This is a genomic window from Calothrix sp. PCC 6303 (assembly GCF_000317435.1).
In the GTDB taxonomy this organism is placed as follows: Bacteria; Cyanobacteriota; Cyanobacteriia; order Cyanobacteriales; family Nostocaceae; genus PCC-6303.
In genome coordinates, this window is record NC_019751.1 from 887867 (window position 1) to 907211 (window position 19345).

The 19345-nt window shown below is 39.4% G+C and carries 15 protein-coding genes and 1 pseudogene; 8 read left to right on the forward strand and 8 right to left on the reverse strand.

Annotated features, from left to right (window positions below; genetic code table 11):
* Window positions 1-401 precede the first annotated feature (401 nt).
* From CAL6303_RS03655 to dxr, 3 genes and pseudogenes are all read right to left on the reverse strand, one after another.
* Window positions 402-1740 (reverse strand): annotated as a pseudogene (locus tag CAL6303_RS03655) (IS4 family transposase).
* A 154-nt stretch (window positions 1741-1894) separates the two neighbouring features.
* A complete protein-coding gene (locus CAL6303_RS03660; RefSeq protein ID WP_015196478.1) occupies window positions 1895-3013 on the reverse strand; it encodes an L-histidine N(alpha)-methyltransferase in 1119 nt (372 codons plus the stop codon).
* A 156-nt stretch (window positions 3014-3169) separates the two neighbouring features.
* Window positions 3170-4366: a 1-deoxy-D-xylulose-5-phosphate reductoisomerase gene (gene dxr, locus CAL6303_RS03665; RefSeq protein ID WP_041740252.1), complete on the reverse strand. Its 1197-nt coding sequence runs from the start codon at window positions 4364-4366 to the stop codon at window positions 3170-3172.
* 52 nt (window positions 4367-4418) lie between these two features.
* Between dxr and CAL6303_RS03670 the strand changes: the two genes are divergently transcribed.
* Window positions 4419-5861: a DUF2079 domain-containing protein gene (locus CAL6303_RS03670; RefSeq protein ID WP_015196480.1), complete on the forward strand. Its 1443-nt coding sequence runs from the start codon at window positions 4419-4421 to the stop codon at window positions 5859-5861.
* 320 nt (window positions 5862-6181) lie between these two features.
* On the opposite strand, the gene CAL6303_RS28330 is transcribed toward CAL6303_RS03670, so the two are convergent.
* Entirely contained in the window at window positions 6182-6505 is a 324-nt protein-coding gene (locus CAL6303_RS28330; RefSeq protein WP_015196481.1) for a hypothetical protein, read from the reverse strand.
* A gap of 625 nt (window positions 6506-7130) precedes the next feature.
* Between CAL6303_RS28330 and CAL6303_RS03680 the strand changes: the two genes are divergently transcribed.
* The 3 genes from CAL6303_RS03680 (at window position 7131) to coaBC (ending at window position 9438) form a co-directional block, all read left to right on the forward strand.
* Window positions 7131-7742: an alpha/beta hydrolase gene (locus tag CAL6303_RS03680; RefSeq protein ID WP_015196482.1), complete on the forward strand. Its 612-nt coding sequence runs from the start codon at window positions 7131-7133 to the stop codon at window positions 7740-7742.
* 154 nt (window positions 7743-7896) lie between these two features.
* Window positions 7897-8109, forward strand: a complete 213-nt coding sequence (locus CAL6303_RS03685; RefSeq protein ID WP_041739050.1) for a DUF2555 domain-containing protein — start codon at window positions 7897-7899, stop codon at window positions 8107-8109.
* Between the two features lie 78 nt (window positions 8110-8187).
* Window positions 8188-9438 (forward strand): bifunctional phosphopantothenoylcysteine decarboxylase/phosphopantothenate--cysteine ligase CoaBC, encoded by a 1251-nt coding sequence (coaBC, locus tag CAL6303_RS03690; protein WP_015196484.1) that lies wholly within the window; start codon window positions 8188-8190, stop codon window positions 9436-9438.
* 42 nt (window positions 9439-9480) lie between these two features.
* Here the strand turns inward: coaBC and CAL6303_RS03695 are convergent, their stop codons facing one another.
* Window positions 9481-9963 (reverse strand): NUDIX hydrolase, encoded by a 483-nt coding sequence (locus tag CAL6303_RS03695; RefSeq protein ID WP_015196485.1) that lies wholly within the window; start codon window positions 9961-9963, stop codon window positions 9481-9483.
* Window positions 9964-10207: 244 nt separating this feature from the next.
* On the opposite strand from CAL6303_RS03695, the gene CAL6303_RS03700 reads away from it, so the two are divergent.
* From CAL6303_RS03700 to CAL6303_RS03710, 3 genes are all read left to right on the forward strand, one after another.
* Window positions 10208-11008 (forward strand): class II glutamine amidotransferase, encoded by an 801-nt coding sequence (locus tag CAL6303_RS03700; protein WP_015196486.1) that lies wholly within the window; start codon window positions 10208-10210, stop codon window positions 11006-11008.
* A gap of 235 nt (window positions 11009-11243) precedes the next feature.
* On the forward strand, window positions 11244-11510 hold the full coding sequence (locus CAL6303_RS03705) for an NIL domain-containing protein (RefSeq protein WP_015196487.1): 267 nt from the start codon (window positions 11244-11246) through the stop codon (window positions 11508-11510).
* 625 nt (window positions 11511-12135) lie between these two features.
* A complete protein-coding gene (locus CAL6303_RS03710; protein ID WP_015196488.1) occupies window positions 12136-13341 on the forward strand; it encodes a M48 family metallopeptidase in 1206 nt (401 codons plus the stop codon).
* 374 nt (window positions 13342-13715) lie between these two features.
* On the opposite strand, the gene ribBA is transcribed toward CAL6303_RS03710, so the two are convergent.
* A complete protein-coding gene (ribBA, locus tag CAL6303_RS03715) occupies window positions 13716-15410 on the reverse strand; it encodes a bifunctional 3,4-dihydroxy-2-butanone-4-phosphate synthase/GTP cyclohydrolase II (RefSeq protein ID WP_015196489.1) in 1695 nt (564 codons plus the stop codon).
* 372 nt (window positions 15411-15782) lie between these two features.
* On the opposite strand from ribBA, the gene argC reads away from it, so the two are divergent.
* Window positions 15783-16841, forward strand: coding sequence for an N-acetyl-gamma-glutamyl-phosphate reductase (gene argC / locus CAL6303_RS03720; protein WP_015196490.1), 1059 nt, complete (start codon window positions 15783-15785; stop codon window positions 16839-16841).
* 158 nt (window positions 16842-16999) lie between these two features.
* On the opposite strand, the gene CAL6303_RS03725 is transcribed toward argC, so the two are convergent.
* Window positions 17000-17932: a sensor domain-containing diguanylate cyclase gene (locus CAL6303_RS03725; protein ID WP_015196491.1), complete on the reverse strand. Its 933-nt coding sequence runs from the start codon at window positions 17930-17932 to the stop codon at window positions 17000-17002.
* A 991-nt stretch (window positions 17933-18923) separates the two neighbouring features.
* Entirely contained in the window at window positions 18924-19286 is a 363-nt protein-coding gene (gene folB, locus CAL6303_RS03730) for a dihydroneopterin aldolase (protein ID WP_015196492.1), read from the reverse strand.
* Window positions 19287-19345: the final 59 nt, after the last annotated feature.

The following is a 19345-nucleotide window of genomic DNA, read 5'->3' on the forward strand; positions in this document are numbered from 1 at the left end:
AAGGTTTTACACGTTTTGATAACTTATACACTGTACAAGTACATCAAGGTGTTAGGGACTTCCAATTAAATAATTATCCAGTTTTCTATTGTGCAATAAGAATCCCTACCTGTATTTTCGGGCAAGATTTCGGCGTGAGCGCTCAGTCCTTACCTCCGGTACACTTCGTTCCGACAGGCTCAGGAACCATCGAACGCTACCCAAATCACAGGATATTTTATTTTCTGGAAGTCCCTTATGGCATTTCCTAATTGAGTGAAATACAACCCCACCCGCTAGCGGGTGGGGTTCTTTTATACCTCATCGGAGTTGGAAACGCTATATTGAGGTAGGTACTTTTAGGCTTCGTTCAGCGTGAATTTAATGGTAAATTGTAGGGGGTTGGTACCATTGGTGTCAACTTAAGAAGATAAAGCCCAAATTTGTTGGGTGTAAGCGTCAATCTCTCGATGGCGCTTACGCCTGTATTTGACTAATCCAAACAGCTTGTGACGTTCCACAAGATAGCTCACAACGTCAGCCGCCTCACCACGGAGAACAGCAGCAGAGAAATGGTATAAACTACGAAAAACCATTTCAGTAGAAATAAGGTCTAATGGTTGATTCAAAGCCACAGCCACATCAATACACAATTGATTGAGAACAGCATAAAAAATCCAAGTGGCAAAAATTTGGATTTGTACGCCGTTGGTATCGCCAACCCAAATATAAGCCAAACCCAAAAGTCGTTTTGTGAGCAAAAATGCGTCTTCAACACGCCAACGCCTGCGATATAATTCACAGACCTGCTGTGCAGACAACTTTTGGGGGTCAAGTACATTTGTCAGGTAGTAGTACCAAGTTGAACCCCACAACACAGAAACTAAGCGAACTGGACGCTGACAAGGGTTAGAACGGTATTCTCCCATGTCAATAATTTCATCACGGTAGAATGGGGCATTGGTCAAACAACGAATCACCTTGTAAGAAGTTTTTTCTCGTAGTCGTGTCAAGAAAAACTTATCAGATGATGTAAATGCATCGAACCAAGGGAATTTAAAAAACCCTAAATCAAAAATTAGCAATCCACCAATTGGTAAACGCTCAAGTAATTTGTCACACCAAGTTTTATCATTAGCTTTACTGTTGTTTGTATACCAGGTTGTCACTGGATGATGGTTAAACGCCTCTACCACCATCATGATTTTCCCCGCCAGTGTTTTTTGTTGTCCTTTGAGTGCTTTGAGTTTTCTTCTGAGTGCTTCGAGTGTTGACCCCATCTGCAATCCAGATGGCTGTGAACTCTGCACATACTGGCTTCCAATTCTCTGGTACTACCTGATTTCTGGGTTGTACACTAATTCTCGCCATTACTTGCTCAAATATTTCTGCAAACAGTTCTATTGGCAGTGTTCGTAATCGTTTTGACAATGCTTGAGTACTCACCAGCATCGGCTCCACCCATAACAATCCCTCTTGTGAGATGACTCTAATTACTTCTCTTAATCCTGGAATTTGCCGATACACTAGACTCACTACTATCGCCATCATCACTGGCAGAGTCAATATTCTGTCTCGCCATTTTTTCTTTTGTTCTGCCTCTTGTTCCTTTTTATGTTCATAGGATTTTAGGGGTTTGAAGTTTGCAGGCGATAGCAATGAAAATATCTGTTTCTCGATTTCTTCAATGGATGGTGTTGGCACATGTTTTTGTTGACGCAGATCGGGGTTTCCTGTTCTAGCTGGTCTTTTTTTTGCCATGATGTATCACCTATCACATCGAAAACAATATTTTGAGATTACATCTAAATCGACCCTTTTTGCTTAAGTTGACACCAATGGGTACTGCTCAAACCCTACGAGAGTAATGTTTTTAAAGAATCCATATTTAATATTTTCTGACAATGGGTAAGTCTTAGTTTTCAGAAATTTGGCAAATGACCATGACATGGGATTGATACTGGTTGGTGGTATGATGAACTAGTTTTAGTCCAGCTTGTTCCATTTCTTGGGTGAGTTCTGACATTTGACATTTATGATGTCTCCAAATGGTAATTTCGTCACCGGGAAGAAGATGAATTTTTTTACTTGTTTGTTGGCGACTAAAATTGATTGTGTAGTGACGTTTAAATTTGATATTGGCAACAATGCTATCCGTCGGTAAGTCATATTTCCGGATGAGTTCACAATCTTGAGATAAGATGCCAATTTTGTCTTTAATCCATTTATATATTTGTTCTGCTTGATATTTGTAAGCACCTCTGGCAAATCCATCCCATTGAGAATTAGAACCTATTTCGTTGGTGAAAATTAGCAAGTCTTTTTTTGACATGCTGTTTCTCAAATTTTTAAAAACTTGAATTCGGTTTTGATGATTGCCAATTGTCACGCCTAAATGTAGGAAGATATTAGCAGTCTTGATATTGGTTGAACTTTTTAATAATTCTTGATCAATTTCTCCATTTTCGATGTCGATTGTAGAATGAGTATAATCTATATTTGGAAACCACTTTGAAAAGTTTTTTTGAGATATTTGTAGTAAGCTATCGCTGATATCTAATGCGATATATTTATTGATTTTCCCAGTTTTATTGAGTTGCGTAATTAGTTCTTTGATGGGGTGAGAGTTTCCAGAACCAATATCGATGATATTTACTTTTTCGCAATTTTGGTAGGTGCCGTCAATATAGCTAAGGTTTGCTTTTAAAAAGCTATTTTCTAAGTTTGCCCTTCGATACCACCTAGTAACTATATATTTCATGTAATAGTTATTCCAGATTTTGGCACCTCTACCTTTGTAGGAGTATTTGAGGGGGATTTCTCTTCGGGTTTCTAAAGTTTGAATGATGTTGGTAATTTCAGCTTCAGAAAAAGGTGAGTAGAAGTCTTCGCTGGGTTTGACGAGATATTTAGTTTGATGATTGTTCAAGTTGAAATCCAAAATTAAATGAGAGTTGGAGGAAAGATAAGGATTATATAGGAATCCGGTTTGATTATTGAAAATATACGTAGGGTGTGTATAGGCTGACGGCATTAAAGAAAAGCGACAGCGTAACGCACCATTTATAAGCACCAAGTGAGTGGTGCGTTACGGCGCATTTAGATTATCGGTTACAATGATTACAATCGTGCGTCTAACACACCCTACAAATTGGTATTTTTGGAGAGTAGGATCAAAAACTTGAGATTCTTAGCCGACAGAGATAATTTGTGGTTGATGTTCTAGTTTTTCAGATGTTGCGAGAATTTCTTCTCTTGCCCAGGTGTCAGCGGTTAGAATATCATCTAAAGATGGATTTGTGTTGTTTTGAGTCTGATAGCGATCGCATACTGTCTCAATGCACCGAGGAATATCCAAAAAGCTGATTTTTTCATCTAAAAATAGGGCTACTGCTTGTTCGTTTGCTGCGTTGAGGACTGCTGGCATGGAACCCCCTGCTTTGCCTGCGGCGTATGCTAATCTCATACAGGGATACTTTTCATGGTCGGGTTCACGGAAGGTTAAGTTACCAGCTTTGACTAAATCTAGGGGTTTCCAATCGGTATGGATTCTTTCGGGGTAGGACATGGCATAAAGTAGGGGAAGACGCATGTCTGCCCATCCTAATTGTGCTAGGACTGATGTATCTTGGAGTTCAATTAGGGAATGAATAATACTTTGGGGATGGATGACGATATCGATGTTTTCGTAATCCATGCCAAATAGATAATGCGCTTCAATTACTTCCAAACCTTTATTCATCAAAGTTGCTGAGTCGATGGTGATTTTTTTCCCCATTGACCAGTTAGGATGTTTTAAGGCATCAGCAACGGTGACATTTGCTAATTTTTCGACATCCCAGTCGCGGAAAGAACCACCAGAGGCTGTTAAAATTATTTTGCGTAAACCACCTTCAGGAACTCCTTGCAGACATTGGAAGATGGCTGAATGTTCGGAGTCGGCAGGTAAGAGTTTCACGCCGTATTCTTCCACCAAGGGTAACACGACGGGCGCACCTGCAATCAAGGTTTCTTTGTTTGCTAGGGCAATATTTTTACCTGCTTTGATTGCCGCAATGGTGGGAAGTAAACCTGCACAACCCACAATACCTGTAACTACACTTTCGGAATCCCCGTAACGGGCAACTTCGATGATACCTGCTTCCCCTGCTAGTAAGATGGGTTGAGGATTAACATCGCTAATTGCAGCTTTAAGGGCAGGTAGTTTTTCTTCGGAGCGAATAGCCGCTATACTCGGTTGAAACTGGCGAATTTGTGCAGCTAACATTTCTACATTATTACCTGCTGCTAAACCCACAATCTGGAATTGATCCGGATATTGAGCGACAATATCTAAGGTTTGAGTACCAATTGAACCAGTAGAACCGAGAAGAGTAATTTTTTTCATATTTTTTTTAGGATTTACAGATTCCTCCACTATAAAATGCTTGGTACTCATTATGGATAGACTTATTCTGGATGTAGAGGATGAAAAAACACAGCATCAGGGTTTAACTGGGTTAGTTGTGGGTAGCATCGTGGTTTTGTTTGTCTGTAGTAGTGTCAGACATATATTATTTAAATCGAATGCCTATGATTTGGGAATATTCGATCAAGCCGTATATTTAATTAGTCAGGGAGAAATTCCGATTTCTTCCTTTATGGGATACCATATTTTGGGCGATCATGCGGCGGGAATTTGGTATCCGTTAGCATTACTCTATAAGATATATCCTAGTGTTTATTGGTTGTTTGCAGTGCAAGCGATCGCATTGGGATTTGCAGCGGTACCAGTTCGTGATTTAGCGCTGCAAGCTGGGTTAAAATCTTCCCAAGCAAAAGTTGTGGTAATAGCTTATTTGCTGTATCCCCAGGTTTTCAATGCCAATTTATATGATTTTCATCCCGAAGTCATCGCTGTACCAGGTTTACTGATGGCTGTTTTGGCAGCCAGAACTAAGAAACCCGGATGGTATGCTTTAAGTGTTGTGGTGGTTTTGGCATGTAAAGCTGTTTTATCCTTAACTGTCGCAGCAATGGGATTTTGGTTGCTGGTATTTGAAAAGCGACGTTGGTACGGATTTTTAACGATTCTTGGAGGTTTGTTATGGTTTGCGATCGCCTCCAAGCTGATCATCCCATTTTTTAGTGGCAAAGAAGCCGCCGCGTTGAGTAGATATAGTTATTTGGGAAACTCTGTTTTTGATATCGTCAAAAATATCTTCTTCAAACCAGAGTTGTTTCTGGGGAAAATATTTTCAGCCATTAATTTAGAATATTTATTTTTGCTTTTTATACCAATTGCTTGGGCAATATCCCGTAAAGCCATAACACCATTAATTGCCACAATTCCTTGCATTGCTTTGAACCTGCTTTCCGATTCCCCAGCCCAAAAAAATCTAGTTAATCAATATTCAATACCAGTAGTACCATTTCTGATTTTAGTAATTATTGGCAGCTTTGCAGCAAATCAACTTTGGTTACGGAGTCACAAAGCGATAATTATCTGGTCAATAGTAGGATTTTTAGCATTGGGAAAATACACCTACTTTGGTGAACAATATCTAAAAACCTTAGATACATGGCATTCTACCCGACATGCGGTCATGTTAGTGAAAACTCCTGGTAGTGTACTCACAACAGCGACAATTTCCACTCATCTCACCCATCGCAAATTAATTAAATTCACCGACATCACAAACCCACCAAATTTAAATGACTTTGAGTATGTCTTACTTAATCTTCGGCATCCTGGATGGTTAAGCAACAAAGAATTTGCTGAGAGTTTGCTCAAGCAACTGCAAAATCTGCCAGACTTTAAATTACAATATCAGGAAAATCAGGTGTACTTATTCCAGAAACCAGGTTTCATCACCCTGGTAAACGGAGAACCAAAAACTTAAAACCGATATAAACCTGGTTTCCGACGCAAACAAATCAATCCGCAACAACCTTTCTCTTCTCATCTCACCTGATAAATTAGGTTGTTCACCATTTCTCGTCTTCGAGAGAAACCAGGTTTTTATCATCAAATTCATAATCATTGTGCTGAGTTATGGGAAAACCGGGTTTCTGAATCCGTTAAATTAGCAATCATCTTGCTGAGTTATGGGAAAACTGGCTTTCTGAAGCGATAAACCTACGCTTCCTTTACGTCAAGAATTTGATAAAATTAGCGTTGATCAGATGCAAAACAAAGAGTTTTGCTAAGTTCGGGAAGGATTTAAAACATCAAATTGTGTTCTGCATCCCAGCATTTTCCATCACTCCAGGTTTTTTTTGAACGTTCGCACTCTGCTCTATTTTGCAACCAATGAATTGATGTAGGATGTTGTTCGGATAATTCTTCTTCAGAAGACATTAGCGAAAAAGATGAGGAAAAAGAAGAGAAAAGAGGTGGAACAATGGTACAAACAGAAATAATCCCAGCAGCAAGCAATCCACCCATGAGAATTGTGTCAGATGGTTTCCACAAAGATTTATTTTTTTGACGGTTTTTAGGTTTGTTAGAATATTCTTTTTTAAGAGAAAAATTAATTGATTTCATGACCTTCACTCCCACATTTTAGATAATTTATTTTGATTTAAAGACTTAAAAAACTGAATTGATCAGCGATATGCCATGATTGTGGCACCTCTCCAAACTACCGTCTAGATGGAAAATACTTATAAAACGAAGTGCTTAATCAATAATTAAAATGGCAGAATTACAGTTTTGCGATGGTTGTTTTAATGATGAAATAACCCAAAACAAACATTATGTACAAGAAGATGTTTGAAAAGTGTGAGAAGCCACAACATGATTTTCAAACAAGATTGTGGGATTGTTCCAGAAACCAGGTTTCACCAGCTTGGTAAACAAAGCACTAAAAACTTAAAACCGATAGAAGCCTGGTTTCCGATGCAAAGCACTTAATCCGCAATAACCTGATCTTCTCATCTCAGGAAATAAATTAGGTTGTTCACGATTTTTCGTCTCACGAGAGAAACCCGGTTTTTATCGTCAAATTAGTCATCATCGTGCTGAGTGATGGGAAAACCGGGTTTCTGAATCTCGTCAAATTAGTCATCATCGTGCTGAGTGATGGAAAAAACGGGTTTCTGAATCTTGGACGTTTATCTCACCATCCCTAATCCTGTATCCTGGATGGTGACATGCTCCCTAATTACACATGACTTTAGAATCCATCACTATCCCAGCCGAAAAGCCCCAAGGTTTAATTGTCGCTTTACATGGATGGGGTGCCAATGCCAATGATTTAGCTTCCCTAGCAGCTTATCTCAAGTTGTCCAATTACCAGCTTATTTTTCCTGAAGCACCTTTTCCCCATCCCAATGTTGTTAATGGTAAAGCTTGGTATGACTTGAGGGCAGAAAATATGTACCAAGGACTGTTGGAATCTCGAGAAATGTTAAGGGATTGGTTACTATCTTTGGCGGAAACTACAGGAATACCCCTCAGTAAAACTATGCTAATCGGATTTTCCCAAGGGGGTGCAATGACTTTAGATGTGGGTTTAAAGTTACCTTTAGCGGGTTTGGTTGCGATGAGTGGATACTTACACCCGGATGCAATTCCCCCAACTAAGCAAGATTTTCCCCAAATACTAATTATGCACGGAACAAGCGATCGCGTTGTCCCAATACAAGCCGCGCAACGGATAAAATTAGCTTTGGAATCGGTGGGGGCTGCGTTAGAATATGAAGAGTTTAATGCTGAACACGAAATCAACCCGGAAATGTTAGAACGATTACGGAACTTCGTTGTTCAAGTAATTCCGTAGTCCAAGTTACAGAATTTTTACCCAGTTGTGTAAAAATTCGGAAAATTTTCACGAAATTAGATCCAATCAATGAGTAATATAGATAGGGTAGTTGCGTCAAGCGCATCTAACCCGAAGTAAACGCGTTTTGCTGCTTATGGGAGGGGCTAGTACGATGAAGACTTTAAGTATTTCCAAGAAAGAAATCGCAGTCATGACTGCTGAATATGTCGGAGAGTTGGCAACTCGTCTAGAACAGGATAATTACAGCAACGCCTTTGAAGGTTTAAATGATTGGCATTTATTAAGAGCGATCGCGTTTCAACGTCCAGAGTTAGTGGAGGAGTATATCCACCTTCTCGATTTGGAAGCCTATGATGAAGCTTAAGGATTGGAAATTCTAGATTTTGATTTTGGATTAGGTTAATTGTTGATAATTATAAACTAACAGGCTTGCAGTTTATCGATGCAATTTTCTCCTAATCCAAATTCTCAAATTTCCCCAAACCCACAACCCTACCGAGTTGTTGTTGCTGTTGGTGGTGGGATTGCTGCTTACAAAGTTTGTGAGGTTGTTTCTACTCTGTTTAAATCTGGGGTAGAAGTTAAAGTTATTTTGACGAATTCTGCTCAAAAATTTGTCACTCCTCTGACTTTTAGCACATTATCCCGAAATTCAGCCTATACTGATGAGAATTTTTGGCAATCAAGCCAGCCTCGTCCACTACATATCGAACTTGGTGAATGGGCAGATATAATTCTGATTGCTCCTTTAACAGCAAACACCCTTGGAAAGCTAGTCCATGGAATTGCTGATAATTTACTCACCAACACAATTTTAGCTTCTCGTTGTCCAGTTTTGTTAGCCCCGGCGATGAACACCGACATGTGGGAACAGGCTTCTGTACAGCGTAACTGGGAATTATTATTAACAGATACTAGATATCATAGCACAGGAATATCATCCGGATTACTGGCGTGCGACCGCGTTGGGCAAGGAAGGATGACAGAACCGTCGGAAATAGTCACCCATATCCAATCATTGTTTCACACCAAAGGCGATCGCGCTCTCACCGGAAAGCGCATTTTAATTAGTGCTGGGGGAACCCGCGAATTTTTAGATCCGGTTAGATTCATTGGCAACCCATCCACAGGGAAAATGGGGTTAGCTTTAGCACAGGCAGCACAGCATCGCGGGGGAAATGTCACCTTGGTACATGCGCCAATTAACTCTAACATTCCCCATAACATCAAGTCTATTCACTGCACCACCGCCGAAGAAATGCGCCAAGCGATGATAGAAGAATTATGGAATCAAGATGTAATAATAATGTCTGCTGCGGTTGCCGATGTTAAACCCAGAAACTACAGCAAGGAAAAACTAGCCAAAAAGGAACTTCCCGAAACCTTGCCCTTAGCACCTGTACCGGATATTCTTGCCGCTTTAGCCAGTCGTAAACAAACACATCAACAACTAATTGGCTTTGCCGCCCAAACTGGAGATATCATCACACCAGCAATGGAAAAATTACAACGAAAAAACTTAGATGCAATTGTTGCTAACCCCATCGACCAACCAGACAGCGGATTCGGGTATGATTATAACCAGGCAGTTATCCTAGATAAACAAGGTAATAGATTTGATATTCCCCACTGTTCCAAATTACAGATGGCACATCAAATCTTCGACTTTGTGTTGAAATCTGGAGCTTTGTAGAAACAGGATAGATCCCGTCTCTCAATCTTATCCATGATTAACTCAATCAAACAAGTGTTTCAGCCATTTCCAAATGCCTCTTTCTTCCTCCTTTCCTTCTCCGCAGCTTGAAGGCAAATTCATTTCCCCAAACTGCCGAAAAACACCCCGCAAAACAGGCTTAACTGTATCAATCGCCGTATTCACATCAACCCATTGCCGCTGACGTAGTTTTGCTTCCGGATAATGCTCACTAATATATTCAACAGACAAAGGATACATCACCACGCAATAAGTTTTGCCATTTTTACAATAGTTATAACTAGCAAATTCCTCCTGATGAACCTTGCCAATCACTCCTGCTTCCTCCCATGCTTCCTTGGCAGCAGAATCAGCAGGACTCATCCCCCTAACTACACCACCTTTGGGAACAACCCAATTTTGGCGTTCTCTACTTGTAATTAACAAAACTTCAACATTTCCATTGATTATCCGATAGGGAATAACCCCTGATTGCGATAAGATTTTGTTGATTTTTTGCTTCATTTATGGTATTGGGTATATATTTTTATAACTATTCGTACTATTTTGAGCGATAATATCCGGAAACACTAGTGTAATCAGTTATCAGTTATCAGGTACCAGTTATCAGCTTGAATAAAATGGAGTCTTTGTTTTATCAGGTATATTAATTTCCCTGTTCCCTGTTCCCTGTTCCCTGTTCCCTGTTCCCTGTTCACTGTTCACTGTTTGCTGTTCCCTGTTTACCGTAAAATAACCTGCAACCAACATGTGCCAACTGCTGGGAATGAATTGTAATGTCCCAACGGATATTTGTTTCTCCTTTGAGGGCTTTTGTGCGAGGGGTGGAAAAACCGATGAACACCGCGATGGTTGGGGAATAGCTTTCTTTGAAAATAAAGGATGTCGGATTTTCATTGATGTTAAACCTTCAATTCATTCTCCCATTGCTGAGTTAGTTAGGGCTTATCCCATCCACTCAACTCATGTCATATCCCATATTCGTAAAGCAACCCAAGGTGAAATTACTTTAGAAAATTGTCATCCTTTCCGACGCGAACTTTGGGGGAGGTATTGGGTTTTTGCCCATAATGGGGATTTACCTGGTTTCCAAGCGAGGGACACGAGTTTTTATCAAGCTGTGGGTAATACTGATAGTGAAAATGCTTTTTGCTATATTCTCGAAGCCTTAAAACAGAATTTCCCTCATTGTAAGCCACCTCTAGATGAATTCTACCCGGTACTGAATGATGTGACAAAAACACTTTCAACCCAAGGAATATTTAACTATCTACTTTCGGATGGTGACTACTTCTTTGCCCATTGTTCCACCAAACTATATTACATTGTGCGCCAAGCACCCTTTGCAGGGGCACATTTAATTGATGAGGATGTCACTGTTGATTTTAGCGAGTTAACTACACCAAGCGATCGCGTTGCGGTCATAGCTACTACTCCTCTAACTGATAATGAGGTGTGGACACAAATTCAACCAGGTGAGTTATTAGTTTTTCAAGATGGTGTACCCATATCTCCAAATTCTTTCACCAGTCAGGAATCTATGTTCTAAGCGTCTTCATCCCATCATTAATCTCAAAATACCCCTACTGCCTTCTTCAGCCTTCCTCAAAATCTCCACTTTCCCAATCGGCAAGGTGGAAATTTTTATTGCCATGAAGGCTACATTTCTGTAGTATATATAACTAAACACAGTTTATACGATATTCCGATAGACTAGTTGTAGATTATGTTTCTAAATAGTTTTATGGAATTTCCAATCCAAAATCTCAGATGGTGTACTAGTTATGACTATTGATAACCGATTGACTGAAAAACGAATTCGTGTAAGGATTCCTAAAGACTATCGTCAAGAACCAGTGATTTCCCGTTTAGTGTCAGATTACGGCTTAGTTGTGAATATCAGTGCCGCAGTTTTAGGTGCTAATGGAATTGGTGATGGGTGGTTTGATTTGGGTTTGCAGGGAACAACGGCTGAAATTGATAATGCCTTAATTTATTTGAATGATTTAGCCTTAGAAGTCTGGGGTAATTCTGACGTTGATGGTTGGTAAAGGCTTTGGTGATTTCTTTTTAGAATTATTAATTTCTGTATAAGTAAGTAACAATAAACACAACTTCTTGAAAACTATTTTTGGAGACGGAAGCCCCAAATCTTCGCGCTTAAACCTATTTGCTACTTACTACTGACTCTCCACAACGATAATTTTCAACACTGACCTACTTAACGCGGATCTCCAATTTCTGCTAGAATCTGGAGATCTTGTTTTTTCTCAATTAGAGAGAAGCCCATCTCTGCTGACTCTACAATTAAGCAGTGGCTGATCTAAGTTTTGCATCAAAGATTACGGGTGATTTAGCAGACATGATATTATCAATGAGCAGGTAGATTATTTTCGGTAAAGATCATCAATTTTGGCAAACTCAAACAGGAAATTTTATTTTCTCTGTCCATCATCGCTTGACCTGTGACGATAAGCAGATGATGATATTGTTAGTGAGTTTTGTGAGTGAGTGATCTGTCAGTCTGTAAGATATAAAGTTCTGTAATCTGATGGTTGATGCTAGTTGGGTGTTTACTTTCCTGATTTTGACAGTGAACGTAGTAAAAGATCCATTGAATGAGTGTTTTGAGATTGAGGTTTTTCGCTTCAAATTGACTGTGCAAAGATGATAACCATGTTGCAGATTCGTGGCTTGGTAAAAGCGGCTCAAAAAGCTAAAGATAGATTGAAAGCTGGCATTAAACCCCAGGATGCTTCAGCATTTCAAGAATTTATTGCTACTTCTGTAGAAAGTGTTGAAAGCTTATGTGCTGATGCGAACATAAAGCCTAGTAGTTTGTCAACGCGATCGCGTCAAGCTTATTATTTTCTTAAAAGTATTGATTTGCAAAATTTACCCTTGGTTTGCATTTCCTCAAATCCAGTTTTGCCTAAAACTATTGGGATCAAGAAAATTAAGACTCAACAGCGGGCAATTCTCAATCAAATATGTAAAATCAGCAATTCTTTGAGCCTAAATTCTCAGGATATCCAAGCTTTAGCGAAGATTATTAATCAGATTATTGGGGAAATTGAACAAAATTGTACATTAGCTGAAGCAACCCCTGTAAATCTGACTCATTCTTCTCGACAGGTTTATGCGTGGTTAAAATTTTTGAGTCTTGGAAATAATCTAGAATCACACCTCAAGACTACCCAACGTCTGATTCAAATTGCTAGCAGGGTTTGTCAAAATCATTGTGAGGAAATAGAAAACCTGAGTATCGATTTGACAAATATTGCCGGATTATACCGAGCGAGAAGGCTGGATAATGATGTTAGCTTAACTATCTGCGAGGGTTTTTTGAATGCTAGCGATCAGATTTTAGAAGCATTGGTGAGGGATTCGCTATTGGGCAAAACTAAGGAAACAACCACGATTATTCGAGATTTTGCCTATACAGAAGAATATAGTAGTGTGCTATTGGAATTGGATTTGATTGTGGAAGTTGTAACCGAAAATGCCGCTGGGAAGCATTACGATTTAAATAGATCATTTAATAAGATAAATAATCAGTTTTTTGGTGGTTCTTTAGATAAACCGCGTCTTTCTTGGAGTCATATTCCAACTTATCGTCAATTTGGTCATTATGAACCTTCAAGGGATCGGGTGGTGATTAGTTTGACTTTGGATGATGTGAGAATTCCAGAGTTTGTAGTTGAATTTGTGCTGTATCACGAACTCTTACACAAATACCATGGTGCTAAATTTGTCAATGGTAGGCATTTGGTTCATACTTTAGAATTCCGGCAGGATGAACGTAAATTTCCTTACCATAAAGAAGCTGAAGCTTGGTTAAGTAAGTTAGCAATGCTCAAACCTTGTACTAATACAGGTTAAAAAATAAGTAATAAGTAATGAGTAATGAGTAATAAGTATGGCTTGCTGAATAACTATAAAACATTTATTTATCAATACTTTCGGGATTTTCTATCCGGGGAAAGTGCAAGGAAATAAGGGTTTGAGGTTTAAAAAACTCGCATTCAAATTTATTGGAGTATGAAAAAACAGAAAAAATAAATGTAAAACTGTTCCCTACCCTCAGTAGAAGACTTTTACAGCAAACCCAATATATAGCAGAATACAGGTAATTGAGGCATGGAGATGAAGAATCAAAACGACTATCTTGTCCGCTGTACTTACCTCACGAAGATAAAATCTGCTGTATATACTAAGAACGCTTAGAAAATGAACTTTCCGAAATGCTATTAGCGTTATTTAGATTCAGAAAGTTTAATAAAGCTGTAGATTGTTTGTGTTTTTAGTTGATTTGATAAGGATGAGGGTTGTTCATCTAGATGATGGATTTGTCTATCTAACTGAACTTGGAGGTTACTGAGGGGATCAGTACCTGGGGAGACTAAAAACTCTAATTTTTCGATTTCTGGAAGTTTAACTAAACTATCTAGTATCTGACTAATGGCTTGGATGTAGGGATGATTTTGCTGTTTGTACCAATCATGGCTAGCAACTAAAGATTGATCTAATCCTAAGTGTACGGTTAAAGAGGGTTTGTCGAATAATGCGATCGCTAGTGGACGCGCTTCCTCTTGTAGCAACAAATCATGGGTTTTTGCTAAAAATCTCATTTTCTCTAACCGTTCATATCTATCTGTCACCGCTTCAGGTTCATCTTCCCAAGTTATGGCAACTGTCACCAAGTAGGTTTGCAGTAGCATATGACCTAATTTTTCAGCTTTAGTAGCTAAATAATAGGTATTGTAATCATTTGCTTCAATTAACAAAGGTAATCGATCAGTTATTTCCAATCCATAACCCTTTAAACCAGCAATTTTACGAGGATTATTAGTTATCAAACGAATCTTATGTATACCTAGATCCATCAGGATCTGCGCCCCCATCCCATAGTCACGCAAATCTGCCGGAAAACCTAAACGTTCATTTGCTTCAACAGTATCCAAGCCCATATCCTGTAGTGAATAGGCTTTGAGTTTATTGATTAAACCGATGCCACGCCCTTCTTGACGCAGGTATACAACAACACCTTCCCCAGCATTCTCAATCATTTTCAAAGCAGCTTGTAACTGCATCCTACAGTCACAGCGCAGTGAACCCAAGGCATCACCAGTGAGGCATTCTGAGTGCATCCGCACCATAATAGCTTTATCACCAAATTCACTAGGATTACCCTTAACTATGGCAATATGCTCGCAGTTATCGAGGGTATGGCGATAGGCGTAAATCTTAAATTGTCCAAATTGACTAGGTAAATCAGCAATTGTCTCGCGGAAAATGAGACGATCATTTCGTAGGCGGTAGCTAATTAAATCGGCAATGCTAATAATTTTCAGGTTGTGGTATCTGGCATAGTTGATTAACTGTGGCAACCTTGCCATAGAACCATCTGGGTTTTGAATTTCACAAATTACCCCGGCGGGATATAACCCTGCCAATCTGGATAAATCCACAGCAGCTTCAGTGTGTCCAGCGCGTTTGAGGACACCTCCACTCCTGGCACGGAGGGGAAAAATGTGACCTGGGCGGCGTAGATCTAAGGGTTTACTATTGGGATTAATAGCTACTTGAATAGTACGGGCACGATCTTCTGCGGAAATACCTGTACTGACTCCCAATTCTGGTCCAGCGTCAATACTAACAGTAAATGCAGTTTGATTGGGGTCTGTCAAGTTTCTCACCATGAGGGGAAGATCTAGTTCATCTAGACGTTCTCCCTGCATTGCTAAACAAATCAATCCCCGTGCTTCCACCGCCATGAAGTTAATCATATCGGGGGTAGCGAACTGGGCAGCACAAATCAAATCGCCTTCATTTTCTCGATTTTCATCATCAACTACTACCAATGTTCGACCGCTTTTCAAGTCTGCCAAAGCGGAGTCGATGGAGTCAAATTTAAATTCCTGACTTGAAGCGGTTTGAGGTTCGGACACAAAATATTTCCAGCAAGCAATAGTAAAGTTTTTTAACTAAATCTCTATTCAGATTATACCTTGTTGTTGGTGAGAGTGAAGTGTAAAAGCCCAATTTTAAATCTAGGATGCAATTGGGAGAAACGTTTGAGGCTATTTTGCTGAGTAGCAATTTTATCTAGTTGTTCTTGAATGTTGATGAATTTGATCATTCAATTGTAATTCGGTAGCTATGATTCGATATGATGACAAAACCTAAGGGTCTTAAATTTGGGCTTTAATACTAAAAGTGCAACTACAGTTAACCTGCAAAAAGCTGTGCAGTATCAGTTAGTAGCTTGATAGTTAACAGCTTAGAGCCAATTGACAAAAGTGGATTAAGGATTTTGAAACATGGGTAATTATCGGCGCGTACCCGTTGGGATAGTTGGCGCGTCTGGCTATGGCGGAGTTCAGCTAGTTAGATTGTTGATGGATCACCCAGAAGTAGACGTGGTGTATATGGGGGGTGATAAGAATGCAGGTAAACCCTTTGCGGAAATATACCCGCACATGAAGCATTCAGTGGAATTGATGGTGGAAAAAGTAGATCCTGAAGAAATTGCCCGAAAGTGTGAAGTTGTGTTTCTTTCGGTTCCCAATGGACTAGCTTGTGATTTGGCACCTCAACTTTTGGCGAAAGGATGTAAAGTCCTGGATTTGAGTGCCGATTATCGGTTTGAGAACTTGACAACCTACACAAATTGGTATGGCAAGGAAAGAAAGGATATTGATACAGCAAAGCAGGCAGTTTATGGGCTGCCGGAATTGTACCGCGATCGCATTGCCGAATCACAGCTAATTGGCTGTCCGGGTTGTTACCCTACTGCTAGTCTCCTGGCACTGTCTCCCCTACTCAAACAAGGGTTAATTGTCCCCGAAACTGCCATCATTGATGCCAAATCAGGAACATCTGGAGGTGGTAGGGAAGCCAAAATTGGGATGTTGTTAGCGGAAGCTGATAATTCCCTCGCAGCATATAACGTTGCCCGTCACCGTCACACCCCCGAAATCGAGCAAATTTGTAGTGATTTGGCAGGACATGAAGTTAAAGTGCAATTTACACCTCACCTCATCCCAATGGTGAGAGGTATTCTTGCCACTGTCTACGCCACTTTGAGGGATCCAGGTTTGGTACGGGATGACTTGATCACTATATACAGAGCCTTTTATCGCAATTCACCCTGGGTGAAGATTTGCGAGGCTAGTACATATCCCCAAACTAAATGGGCATGTGGCAGTAATCTTTGTTATATCGGAATTGAGGTAGATCCCCGTACTGGCAGAGCAATTATTATATCTGTCATCGATAATTTAATTAAAGGACAAGCAGGGCAAGCAATCCAATGTATGAATTTGATGATGGGTTGGGATGAAACTTTGGGTTTACCTAAATTAGGTTTTTATCCTTAAAATCGTTAAATTCAAAAAGCCTGAAAGACGTAGCAATGCTACGTCTTTAGAAGCATCCTTGGTATGTTGGGAAATTTATTTGAAAATTTATCAGTTCCTGAAAAGAGAACATCGGAATTTTCACAGTCTTGAGACGGTTTCCCCCATAGCCCAAGGTGTTACGAGAAAACTGCATAATTAGCTTTACCAGCTTGTTTAGCGCGATACATCGCAATATCTGCATCACGTAGTAAACTCCTTGGTTCTTCGTGATGATTAGCGCTTAAGGCAATGCCAATACTAGCAGTGTTGATGATTTCTTGTCCGTTGAGGTCTAATTTATGCTGTAAAGACTCTTGAATGCGTTTCGCCACATTTACTGCATCCGATACATCTTTAATATCTTCCAGTAACACGGCAAATTCATCACCGCCAAACCTAGCAACCGTATCACCACCTCTAAGACACGACTCTAAGCGTTTGGCAATAGCCACTAGTAAATCATCTCCCATGGCATGACCAAAACGATCATTGACACTTTTGAAACTGTCCAAATCTAGGAATAAAATTCCAAAGTTAAAGTTATTTCTACGCTTTTTGCGCTCAAATGTTTGCCGCAACCGATCTAAAAATAAAACTCGATTGGGTAAACCCGTTAACCCATCATAAAAAGCGTTACGAAGCAGGTGAGCTTCAACTTGCTTACGCTTGGTGACATCCTGAAATATCAGCACTATACCGGAAATATTGCCATTGCGATCGCGTATCGGTGCAACGTTATCACCAATCAGGATTTCTACACCATCCTTTGTCACCAAGGTACAATTATCCGGCAAGTGTATAATTTCTCCTGCTTTCATTACCTGAGCAGGTAAATTATCAATTATTTCGCCAGTTTCTTGATCAAATAACTTCAGAACCTTACCCAACTCCTTGCCAATCACCTCGTGTTCTTTCCATCCAGTTAACGTTTCTGCCAATGGATTCATCATCTCCAAGTAGCCATTGTTATCAGCCACAACCACTGCACTTCCCATGCTCTCTAGAATAGTGGCTAATCTTTGCTGTGTTTCTTGACATCGGTTTTCGACTTGATGTTTATAAAGTGTCATTTTTAATGCAATGTGTAAATCTTTTGCTACCAATGGTTGGAAAATATAGCTAACGGTTTGCTTAATCAATGCCTACATGACATGTATATTTCTTTTTACCCAGGTAAATATAATACTGGAGTTGGAAGTTGCTTTTCAATAACATCTGTTGCTTGTAATACATATATTTAGGTTGGCAAGCAAATATCCATACAAACTAAATTTGGATCTGTTTGTGCTACCTATGGATTGCCTCTTCACTAGAATTGATAATTTCAGAAATTCTATACCCTAAATTTATGTAAACTATTTCCAATATATATAGCCAGGATTTCCTTATTCCCGATAACTAGGATTTTAGAGATGTCCGTGGAAAAATTACCTATTTACCAAGGCTCAGATGTTATTGGCAACCCCAAGCCAATCGCAAAGCGGCTAATTCTATCATAGTCAATCTCAAAAGTAAGTGTGTTATTGATTTAACATAAAGCTGTTTAATGAATAATATACTGGCAGAAACTATTTGCATACAATAGTTCTAACTGCTATTTTTGTCTTTGTAAATATTTATTTTTGGTGTTTCTAGATATTGATTTTGACTGATGTATAAAAGGCATCATAGAACCGCCCATCCAGTTGACACAAATTGATAAAATACAGATAGAGGCTATATTTCCCTATCCAGATAAAAATAAAATAGGTAACAATAAATTCACCGTATTTAATACCTTTATGGATTTTTAATACACTTAGTATAAGTGTTAATTTTTCTATTTAGATTAATGATGGATCAAAACCCCAAATAATAGACTTTGAAGGCTTCTATATCAGTGCAAAGACGTAAATAATAAGTATAGTCTTTGTGTTAAAAGGATGACCAGCAGATTACAGGTAAGTGATAAGGTAAACTACCTACTCCGATTTGGAGTACCAAATGCGGAGTAGGCTTTGTCCCAGATTTGGACACCAGTCGGAAACAAGCTCCGCCTCCACTCAGAATAATAAATTTAGATTAAGAACGAGTGCGAGTAATTTCTAAGCTGATTTTGCCACCAAAATCGGGAATCGGAGCGGATGGTTTGCTTAAAATAACTTGAACTTGGGAAAGACTAACGCATTCTGCCAAAATTGATTCTGCAATTGTGGTGACTAGCTTTTCGATGAGGGCAAATTTTGAGTTTTTGACGATATCCTTCACTAATGTGATGACGCTGCGATAATCTAAGGTATCCTCAATTGCATCCGACTTACCCGCAGGGGAAATATCTAGCCACAACTTGACATCTACCTCAAACCATTGTCCCAATATTTGTTCCTCCGGTAAATAACCTGTGTAACCGTAGCAACGAATCCCCGTAACATGAATGCAATCCATAACTAAATGTGAAAGAATTTTGCATATTGGATTGTATCGGGAATATAGGGAGGAGGGAA

Excerpts from the sequence above, each read along its gene's own strand:
- CAL6303_RS03670 (WP_015196480.1), top strand. The coding sequence starts at position 4,419 with ATGGATAGACTTATTCTGGATGTAGAGGATGAAAAAACACAGCATCAG.
- CAL6303_RS03685 (WP_041739050.1), top strand. The coding sequence starts at position 7,897 with ATGAAGACTTTAAGTATTTCCAAGAAAGAAATCGCAGTCATGACTGCT.
- coaBC (WP_015196484.1), top strand. The coding sequence starts at position 8,188 with ATGCAATTTTCTCCTAATCCAAATTCTCAAATTTCCCCAAACCCACAA.
- CAL6303_RS03700 (WP_015196486.1), top strand. The coding sequence starts at position 10,208 with ATGTGCCAACTGCTGGGAATGAATTGTAATGTCCCAACGGATATTTGT.
- CAL6303_RS03705 (WP_015196487.1), top strand. The coding sequence starts at position 11,244 with ATGACTATTGATAACCGATTGACTGAAAAACGAATTCGTGTAAGGATT.
- CAL6303_RS03695 (WP_015196485.1), bottom strand. The coding sequence starts at position 9,963 with ATGAAGCAAAAAATCAACAAAATCTTATCGCAATCAGGGGTTATTCCC.
- CAL6303_RS03680 (WP_015196482.1), top strand. The coding sequence starts at position 7,131 with ATGACTTTAGAATCCATCACTATCCCAGCCGAAAAGCCCCAAGGTTTA.
- CAL6303_RS03725 (WP_015196491.1), bottom strand. The coding sequence starts at position 17,932 with ATGACACTTTATAAACATCAAGTCGAAAACCGATGTCAAGAAACACAG.
- CAL6303_RS28330 (WP_015196481.1), bottom strand. The coding sequence starts at position 6,505 with ATGAAATCAATTAATTTTTCTCTTAAAAAAGAATATTCTAACAAACCT.
- folB (WP_015196492.1), bottom strand. The coding sequence starts at position 19,286 with ATGGATTGCATTCATGTTACGGGGATTCGTTGCTACGGTTACACAGGT.
- CAL6303_RS03660 (WP_015196478.1), bottom strand. The coding sequence starts at position 3,013 with ATGCCGTCAGCCTATACACACCCTACGTATATTTTCAATAATCAAACC.
- dxr (WP_041740252.1), bottom strand. The coding sequence starts at position 4,366 with ATGAAAAAAATTACTCTTCTCGGTTCTACTGGTTCAATTGGTACTCAA.
- argC (WP_015196490.1), top strand. The coding sequence starts at position 15,783 with ATGGGTAATTATCGGCGCGTACCCGTTGGGATAGTTGGCGCGTCTGGC.
- CAL6303_RS03710 (WP_015196488.1), top strand. The coding sequence starts at position 12,136 with ATGTTGCAGATTCGTGGCTTGGTAAAAGCGGCTCAAAAAGCTAAAGAT.